The organism is Nostoc flagelliforme FACHB-838 (assembly GCF_014698065.1).
GTDB lineage: Bacteria > Cyanobacteriota > Cyanobacteriia > Cyanobacteriales > Nostocaceae > Nostoc > Nostoc flagelliforme_B.
This window is the reverse complement of record NZ_JACJSI010000266.1, coordinates 1-8,147: the sequence shown is the minus strand read 5'-3', so window position 1 is coordinate 8,147 and position 8,147 is coordinate 1. Positions and strand designations below refer to the sequence as shown.

The window sequence follows — 8,147 nt, the reverse complement described above, 5'->3', positions numbered from 1 at the left end:
AACCGGGGGCAGGGTCTATTTAACAATGCTGCCCTATCCCTTTGATATCAGAGTGTTGAGTCATGGGTAACTGCTTTTTTAGACTAGTCTACCTCACGAGGATACAAACCTTTTTCTGTTGATATTCGTCACATCACGACAAGAAACTTAAACTTTTGATGACCACGTTTTTTTTACAATGGAATAATTTATTACTATTGCTGAATATGTCGCGCAAACCGAAAGCTGTCCCTTTATCAAAAATAGAAGATATTCAAACCAGTCTTAAACAAAAAGCAGCGACTCCTAAAACTATCAGCCTGTCAGATTTAGTTCTCAGTTTGGCTAAACCTATTCAAGATATGTTAGACGCTGGCTACTCTTATGACGATGTTTCTGATGTGTTTAAAGGTCATGGGGTAGAACTGGCGGCTAGTGGTCTGAAGAGTTTTCATAAAAAAGCTTCAACAATAACGGAGAATAGTTCGAGTAATGAATCATCAAATAAAGCGGTTGATGAATCAGTTGATTCTGACTCCGAGCCAGAATCAACTGATTCATCAACCACAACTAATAATGATGTTCTAGCAGTAGAGCCAGATAGTTCACCACAAGAGAGTAGTGAACCATCCGGCTCATCCTCATCTAGAACTAGTAAACGAAAGAAAACAACTCCTAATACTTCTTCCCAATTTAATATCACTGATAGGAGCGAAATATGAAACGCATCGTGATGATACTGGGGGGCAAGGGTGGTACAGGTAAGACTGCCTTTACTCGCTTGCTACTGGATGTAATGCACAATAAAGGAATTAATTATCTAGCTTATGACGCAGATACAGAGAATCCAGAACTGTACGAGTACTATCAAAACTTTGGCTCAGGGGTAAGGCTGTTAAATTTCCTAGAGGTGGCAGAAGCGAAACGCTTCTTTACGGAAATCAAAGCGGAATCACCGGACTCAATAATAGTAGATATGCCTGGGGCATCAAGCAATAAAACTAGGGAGATTATCAGTAAGTTTGGGCTATTTAAGATTGCAGGTGATTTGGGTTATCGAGTAACGCTGGTGACTGTGCTTAACCTTGGTTACTCGGTGATCACTAGCTTAAAAACTATGGCTGAGTTCTGTAGCGATAAAGCAGATTATGTGGTGGTAAAAAATCTGTGCTGGGATAAAGGTTCAGGTTTTCAGCGCTGGGAGAACAGCAAAACATCGGCAGCTATAGCTGAACTAAAAGGTATAGAAATAGAGATGCCAGAGCTAGACTATTCGACCTTTGACACGTTGACAGAAAAGGGCCTGCCTTACTCGGCTGCGACTGAAGAGAATGGTTTTCCTTTTGGGGATTACCTACTGGTCAGTGGATTTTTAGATCAAGCTAAACCAGAGCTTGAAAAGGCTGGGGATTATTTGGGGTTGCAGCAACCTTCAGTTAAACCAGATACTGAGCCGTCTAAAACTTCAACATCAAAACAAGTAAAAGCAGCTGCATCTACTTCTCGCCAAGGTAAAAAGAAAACTGATGAATAGCAACGGCAATCACAGCAATCCTCACTCCTCAACTGCCGATTTAGTAGAGAGCAGTGAACAGGGTGAGGTCAAGATAGCACTGGGCAGATTATATAGAGAGTTTGAAAGTTTTAAGCAGTCACAAAAAACTGAACGTGAAAGGGATAGGGCAGAGTTACAAGCATGGGCGCAAACGAATTTAATTCAGAATCAACTCCTCAGCAAAGCGATGGTAGCTATCGAGATGCTGACGGGGGAATTGAAGAATCAGAATCTCTCCTCTCAAGAGTACGAGAAGAACAACGAAGATTTGAGACAAGAATTAACTCCCTTACTGACGCAGTTAAAGAATACGCCCAAGTCAACAGCAACATTAGAGAGCTTAGAGTTCAAAGGGCTAAAGAGCGAAGTATTGCAGTTGAAGGAGAACTGGAATCAACTGTTGAATCACACGCAGAAGTTGACTACGGTTATTCAGGAGTTGAAGAACAGCCGTCCCCCCGAACCCATCACCATAGAGAAAGAGGTTTATCGCTCTGAACCCCTAACTAAATATGGAATGATGGGGTTGATTACGACAATATTTGCTTTGTCAATGTTCTTTTCAATCAATCAATTAATTCCGGTAAAAACCTCGGATGATTTCAATACCTATCTCCGAGCTATCTGGCAGCGTACTGGTTATAGCAATGTCAAGCTACAACGGATAGAAAAGCGTTTAGGGACTGACCGAAATCGAAGATGAAGGGCAGTATATAGTGATTGGGGCAAACAGGCAAAACGTAATATTTGCCCCAATCATACAAATAATCAGAGATAAGAATGCACAAGCTTCCCTTGAGTTGACCACTTCTCATCTAGAAGACGACAAGCGACATAGACAACTTTTTGAGGGTTGCGCTTATGTCTTCCAATCATATTCCAAGAACGGACAGTATAATCACCTTGATAACCTAAGACAAGGGCAAGCTCGTCGTAAGTTAACTGCCACTTTTTCTTAAACTCAATTGGGTGCATAAATTTAGATCCATTACTAGGATTTCAGGGTTTTGATGTCTTGATGTCTTTGAACTAAGTGCTTTCTGAACGGCTTTTTGAAATTGCAGTCATATTAAAAAGCGGTAAAGCCTAACTTCTCACTACCGTTCAATTGCTTGGATTCTATAAGTTGTGCAATAGCACTCCTTAAATACCGAACACTAGGTTTATCTTCGCCCCACTTTCGGCTATTTCTAATCGCAGCAAAGCTGACTGGTGTTGTAACGGCTGAAGTAACAATGTTTAAAATTTGCGACAAGTCAGCCTCAGAAATACTCACGAATTCTATGTCTGCAATTTCAACCTCTTGGGTAGGCTTTGAGAAAATGGACTCAAGCTGATTAACTGCGTCTGATGGTGCAATTTTCTCGCCTCTGGGCATAACTGCTGGCTGGTGATGCTGCACCAGTTCCGGGAAGAATTTGAGTAATGTTCTAGCTGGATCTGGTTGACCATTTCCAGGGTGTAACTCTATCTTTAGCCAGTCAGGAATCATGCCCAGATTGCCACCGTTAACAGGTTCAGCAAAGTTATTAGGGTTGGCTTTGAAATATTCGCCACTGGCAACATTAATCTTTCGCAATCCACCAGCGCTGACAGACTGAGCTACACAACCAATAAAGTTAATTGATTGCTTAAAGGTGTCTGCTAGTCCTGCTGTGGCCTTGCCAACCACAGAAGTTAAGTTAGAGCCATGTAACACAATGATTAATGTACCGCCACACTTAGCGAAGCGAGAAAGTAAATATTGAATAGCCCAAGTGCGATCGCTCTCATCAAGTAGGGACAGCAAGCGCATCGCCTCATCAATCACTAACAGTAAGTTTTTGTGGGAGTAAGGTTCACTTGCATCTAAGCCTTTAAGAAATTTAAGCAAGTCACGGGCGACTAGTTTATCTGCTGAGTCCGCATCTTTTTCGGGGTATTTCAGAGCAGAAATCAGATTGCAACTAAACGGGTAAACGTCCACCCCGGCTGTAAAGTATTGGGTGTTTAATCCCGAATCTAAAGATAATGATAATGTTGCTAAGATTGCTGCTAAGGTTCCCTTGCCACCTCGCTGAGTACCTGCAATCGCTATCACCTGAGAACTCATCATATCTTCTATTTGAAAACCACTTTTCGTTAAAGCCGCGATGAGTGCGTTTGCTCTATTCGCCAGAGGGAGATTAGTTATAGTCTCTGGTACAAGCCCATTAGCTGATGGCTGTAACTCCTCCGGTCTAGAAAATTCCGAAGTTTGGCGAGTGTGCCTAATATCTACAGTCGGTGAAGTTAATTGTTTGATATCTACGGTTGGTGGTAACTGGGTTTGAGCTTGTGCGATAGCACTTATCTCCGACAGATTCACACGGCTGTCAATCGTCACATCCTGTAAATGGAGAGCCATACTTTGATAAGTCGGTAGCTGACGACCCTTGAGCTTGCCAAACCAGCCAAACATCCAGCGATAAGCATAAAAACGTTTTCCTGGTTCAACTTGCGTTAAATACTGGACAATATTTTCAAACTCAGCATGAAGAAAGGCGTACTCTTCTGCTGATTGTCGCTCTAAGAATTTAACAGTATTAGCAAGATGATCTGCTTGATAATTGCTCCGAGTATCATAGTCACCAGCACGGGCAACCGCGTCTATAAAGTTGCCGCGTATAAAGGGTAAAGGTGCAATTTCTTTAGTGCGGTTCGAGTGTTCGACAACAAACCATAGCCACGCAGCACCGCCAATTAAACCACCAACTATAGCCAGTGGGTTGACCGCATAACAAACCGCTCCTATACCCCCAGCCACCAAGCCAAGTACACGGGTCATGTCTGCTTCGTTCTCAGAAACTCGGGCCATTTCAAATAATTGGTTAGAGTCGATGTGAGGTATGATCCTCCGCACCTCTCTGTTAGATCCGGACGTGCCGTTTTCACTGCATCCGGCTCCCGATATTCTTAGGGTTTAACCCTTTTGCCCATGTGGATATAGTCGTGACAGGATTCGTGAATAGCTATCAGATTCTTGGTCTTCCAGTTATTGTGATTTCCGTCAATGTGGTGCAGATGTACTCGTTCATCACTTGTACATTTTAAGCCACAGTACCCACATGTATGGTGTTGTTGTATTAAGGCTTTTGAAGTATGTCCGTCGTAAAATTTACTGTTGCGTTTGCTCCAGTAATTTATGTCGCCATCATAGGGAGACTTATTCTCTTTGACGTTGACGTGTCTACTTTCTGAGTAAGGAACCTTTGGGAACGCTTTTTCTACCATCTTGGTAGTAGATGTCCGTGTTTGTGTTGATTCCTTACGAAACACTTTCCACGCTCTGAACCTGATGTGCCAAAGTGAAAACTTTGAACCGCGCATCCTGCTGTATTTGTGGTAGTTTCTCCAGCCTCTCACTATGGGTGCAAGCTTGTCAGCTTTCTCCACAGCACCATAATTCGAGTTGTGAACGATGGCTTTTATCTTCTGACGGATTTTATTATAGTTATCCTCTGAGGGAGTGATTCTAAATTTTCCGTTGCTCTGCACCTGAAAGTGCCAGCCTAAAAAGTCAAAGCCATCTGTCGAAGCGGTAATATGTGTCTTTTTCTCACTTATCTTCATTCCTCTTTGAGCTAGAAATTGGTCTATCTTTTCTAGTATCTTTTCGGCATCGTCTTCTGGTCTTAAGATGATTACCATATCGTCGGCATATCTAATAACAGACGATACTTTGCATCGCTTGCCATTTCTCCTGCCATTGGTTTGGTGTATATCTTCTATGCCGTTAAGTGCGATGTTAGCTAATAAAGGACTTACCACTCCGCCTTGGGGAGTTCCTTGTTCTGGAAATTCCGGGTTAACTCCCGCTTTTAGGCAACGGAATATTCCTGATTTAATGCCTAGTGGGGCAATAAGAGATTCCATTATTGTGTGGTGGCTTATCCTATCGAAGCACTTCTCGATATCAAGCTCTATGACTCGTTTATCTTTTCCTTTTGCTTGGGAATTTAGCTGTAGAAACAGGATTTTTTGGGCATCATGTGCCGAGCGTCCTGGTCTAAAGCCGTAGCTCCGTTCATGGAATAGTGCTTCGTGTGCTGGTTCTATTGCGTATTTTGCAAGGCATTGCCAGGCTCTGTCGGCGATAGTTGGGATTTTTAGCATTCTGGTACTGCCATCTTTTTTAGGGATGGGAATACTGCGTAGTTTTTGGTGTTTCCAGTCACTACTTGTTGCCTTAAGCAGTTCCTCTAACTCAAAACGTTCCTTCATGGTGAGGGACTTTTTGCCATCGATTCCTGCTGTTTTCTTTCCAGCATTTAACTGTGATACTTGACGGATTGCCAATAGTCTAGCTGCACGGGATTTCAGAATAAGTTTTTGAAGTGACAAAGATTTACGCTTGTTCCCTTCTCGAACCGCTTTAAACACTCGTCTTTGTAGGCGGAATAGGTTACGGCGGAATTGCTTCCACGGTAACGTCATCCAAGATTCACTAGCTTTATTGCTGTGCCTAATCATGCTCTTACTCCAAAGAATGTTCTCTGAATACCTTGCAGCAATTACGCCGCATCCTACCCGAATCAAAAGGGTTCCGCATCTCGTCTTGCCTACCTGGGTTTTCGACCTTTCCCAAGACTTTTGATTCGTTTTTATTCGTTCCTTTCAGGAGATTGATTATTCCGTTAGGTGTAGCCACTTTGACCATCAGAAACCCCAGGTTCTTGCTGCTATCAAAGACAAAATGCAGCGGGTTTTAACTCTGATAAAGTCAGGGGTTTTTAGTTATGCCCTGCTTGAGCGTAGGTCACTTTTTTAGGCTCCGTTTCACCGTAGGAATTCCCTATTAGCGCCAGTGTCAACCCATAACGGTCGTCTGATTGCGCCCTGTTCCCAGCTTCACTCTACAAGAATCGAGCTTGTTCGGTGTGGGCAGATAAGGAGTCACGCCTGAACCTGGCGGGTAGGACTTTCACCTACATCCTCTGAAAAGTTCAACTCTGTTGAGTTGGTGAGGTTATTTACGGACTTTCACCGTGATTCACTCACAACGAATCGCACATCCTTGCGCTCTTGCAACCATTCAGAAACATTTCCTGCCTCTAAATGGGATAAGGCGGGATAAGAATCGCGTAAGTGTTCNGTTTCCTTAGTTGTAATTTTTGGGATATTATTGCAATGCATAAAACAAATGCCCTGTTGAGTAGTGAGTGCCGCTCAATGTAGAGAGTTGTTGAGCGGCACTGGCTTTAATCTTTGGTCAAGCGCCAGATGGCAAACCCAATTTCACCTGCCATCATTGTGCCGATATTAAATAAGATGCAGCTCAAAATCATAAATGGGGCTGTGTAGTCGAATGGGTTACGAGCCGCAAAGGTGGTGACAATATCGAATGCCCAAACAGCAATCACAACCAGCCCTGCACTAGAGCGATCGCGTGTACCTGCGGTTTTGTAGTCTTGCCACAGCTGGCCTACTAAGTCAATCTTGCCACTAGGCTTGGTTTCAAGCTCATAAACCATGTGATCTTGAAGTTCCCGCCTAGCTGAATCTGGGTTTTTACCGCGTAGGGCATGGGCTTCGATTACTTGAACACCTACAGAAACCATGAATGCCAAGTAAAACAAGGGGTTGAACAGTGCAAACGGCACATTTAGCCAATTCCAAGCCGGCTCAAACCAAGGAGAAACAGGGGGCCCAGTAAAGATTAATTGCCAAGTTGAATCAGCACTAATTACAGAACCACCAATAAATAAAATCCCACCTACTAACGCACGACCCGCGCCACCGTTAGCAACAAACTGATTGACTATAGCGGCGGCTGCCCTAATAGGTAAACCGACAATCATCACAACAGCCTTGGCGCAAAAATCAATAATTTCACCAAGCGTTCGCTTCTTACCCTTGGGTTTACCATCAGTGTTACCAGTACTATTACTTTCTGCACCAGATGTTCCTAACGCCATTACTTTCTCCTCACTGGTTTGATATTTTGAACGCTTTTACAAATCCCTTTAGCTTTGTACTTCCACTTCCAAATTCCTTCTTCAATCCGCCCAATACACCTACCCGTTGCGTCAAAAACATCAACAATTTCATCATCTTGATAAAGGGTTGGGTCTGGTCTGGGATTGCGTTTACTACTGTCAAAATAATTTGTGATTCTTAGAGAACGAGTTGTGGGCATGACTCCCGCCTCGTATAAGGCATCGCTGGTTTTTGCCCGTTCTTCTATGCGAGTTCGCTCTAATCCTTCGGTAGCTTTTAAGCGTTCTGCCTCTGCATAAGCCCCCAACTTGGGTATTAAGGGAATGATTACAGGCAACATGCAGATGCCAATACCAGCCAAAGCTAGGTAGAGTTGTTTCTTGTACATGAGACTACTGTGCCATCGCGGTAATCAGTGCAAACTTCTCCCATTGCTTTAATTCATGCAGTCGTTTCAATACTGACTCCGATTCGTTGCTAGGAGGGTTAGAAGATTCACACTCTACCCATGCTTCATGAGCGATTTTTGCAATTAACCAGAGTGTGTCTGATTCGTTCATCTTTTCTAGCCCTTCCCCCCATGTCTCACACATATCTTTAATGAGTGCGTTGTCGTGGGAAAGTGAGTAATATCCTACGGGGTGCGCCATTTTGA

General features: G+C 43.3%; 9 protein-coding genes. 3 read left to right on the top strand and 6 right to left on the bottom strand.

The genetic code is table 11. The features are described from left to right. The first annotated feature begins 158 nt into the window (after nucleotides 1-158). Genes H6G97_RS40175 through H6G97_RS40165 form a run of 3 tightly spaced genes read left to right on the top strand, consistent with a single transcriptional unit; the run spans nucleotide 159 to nucleotide 2,237 of the window. A complete protein-coding gene (locus tag H6G97_RS40175) occupies nucleotides 159-701 on the top strand; it encodes a hypothetical protein (protein ID WP_242055898.1) in 543 nt (180 codons plus the stop codon). Continuing rightward, nucleotides 698-1,513: a hypothetical protein gene (locus tag H6G97_RS40170; protein WP_190946198.1), complete on the top strand. Its 816-nt coding sequence runs from the start codon at nucleotides 698-700 to the stop codon at nucleotides 1,511-1,513. Before H6G97_RS40175 ends, H6G97_RS40170 begins: the two co-directional genes overlap by 4 nt. Next, nucleotides 1,506-2,237, top strand: coding sequence for a hypothetical protein (locus tag H6G97_RS40165; RefSeq protein WP_190946197.1), 732 nt, complete (start codon nucleotides 1,506-1,508; stop codon nucleotides 2,235-2,237). The genes H6G97_RS40170 and H6G97_RS40165 overlap by 8 nt, the downstream gene beginning before the upstream one ends. 65 nt (nucleotides 2,238-2,302) lie before the next feature. Here H6G97_RS40165 and H6G97_RS40160 read toward each other — a convergent pair whose 3' ends face one another. From H6G97_RS40160 to H6G97_RS40135, 6 genes are all read right to left on the bottom strand, one after another. Next, the gene (locus H6G97_RS40160; RefSeq protein WP_190946196.1) at nucleotides 2,303-2,509 is read right to left on the bottom strand and encodes a hypothetical protein; all 207 of its coding nucleotides are present in this window, start codon (nucleotides 2,507-2,509) and stop codon (nucleotides 2,303-2,305) included. Between the two features lie 94 nt (nucleotides 2,510-2,603). After that, nucleotides 2,604-4,370, bottom strand: a complete 1,767-nt coding sequence (locus H6G97_RS40155) for a hypothetical protein (protein ID WP_190946195.1) — start codon at nucleotides 4,368-4,370, stop codon at nucleotides 2,604-2,606. A 98-nt stretch (nucleotides 4,371-4,468) separates the two neighbouring features. Next, nucleotides 4,469-6,025 carry a group II intron reverse transcriptase/maturase gene (locus tag H6G97_RS40150; protein WP_190946194.1) on the bottom strand — a complete coding sequence of 519 codons (1,557 nt, stop codon included), beginning with the start codon at nucleotides 6,023-6,025 and terminating at the stop codon, nucleotides 4,469-4,471. 728 nt (nucleotides 6,026-6,753) lie between these two features. Next, nucleotides 6,754-7,470: a hypothetical protein gene (locus H6G97_RS40145; RefSeq protein ID WP_190946193.1), complete on the bottom strand. Its 717-nt coding sequence runs from the start codon at nucleotides 7,468-7,470 to the stop codon at nucleotides 6,754-6,756. Further along, nucleotides 7,470-7,880: a hypothetical protein gene (locus H6G97_RS40140; RefSeq protein ID WP_190946192.1), complete on the bottom strand. Its 411-nt coding sequence runs from the start codon at nucleotides 7,878-7,880 to the stop codon at nucleotides 7,470-7,472. Before H6G97_RS40140 ends, H6G97_RS40145 begins: the two co-directional genes overlap by 1 nt. A 4-nt stretch (nucleotides 7,881-7,884) precedes the next feature. Then, nucleotides 7,885-8,147 (bottom strand): hypothetical protein (locus H6G97_RS40135; RefSeq protein WP_190946191.1); only part of this gene is annotated, 263 nt, incomplete at its 5' end.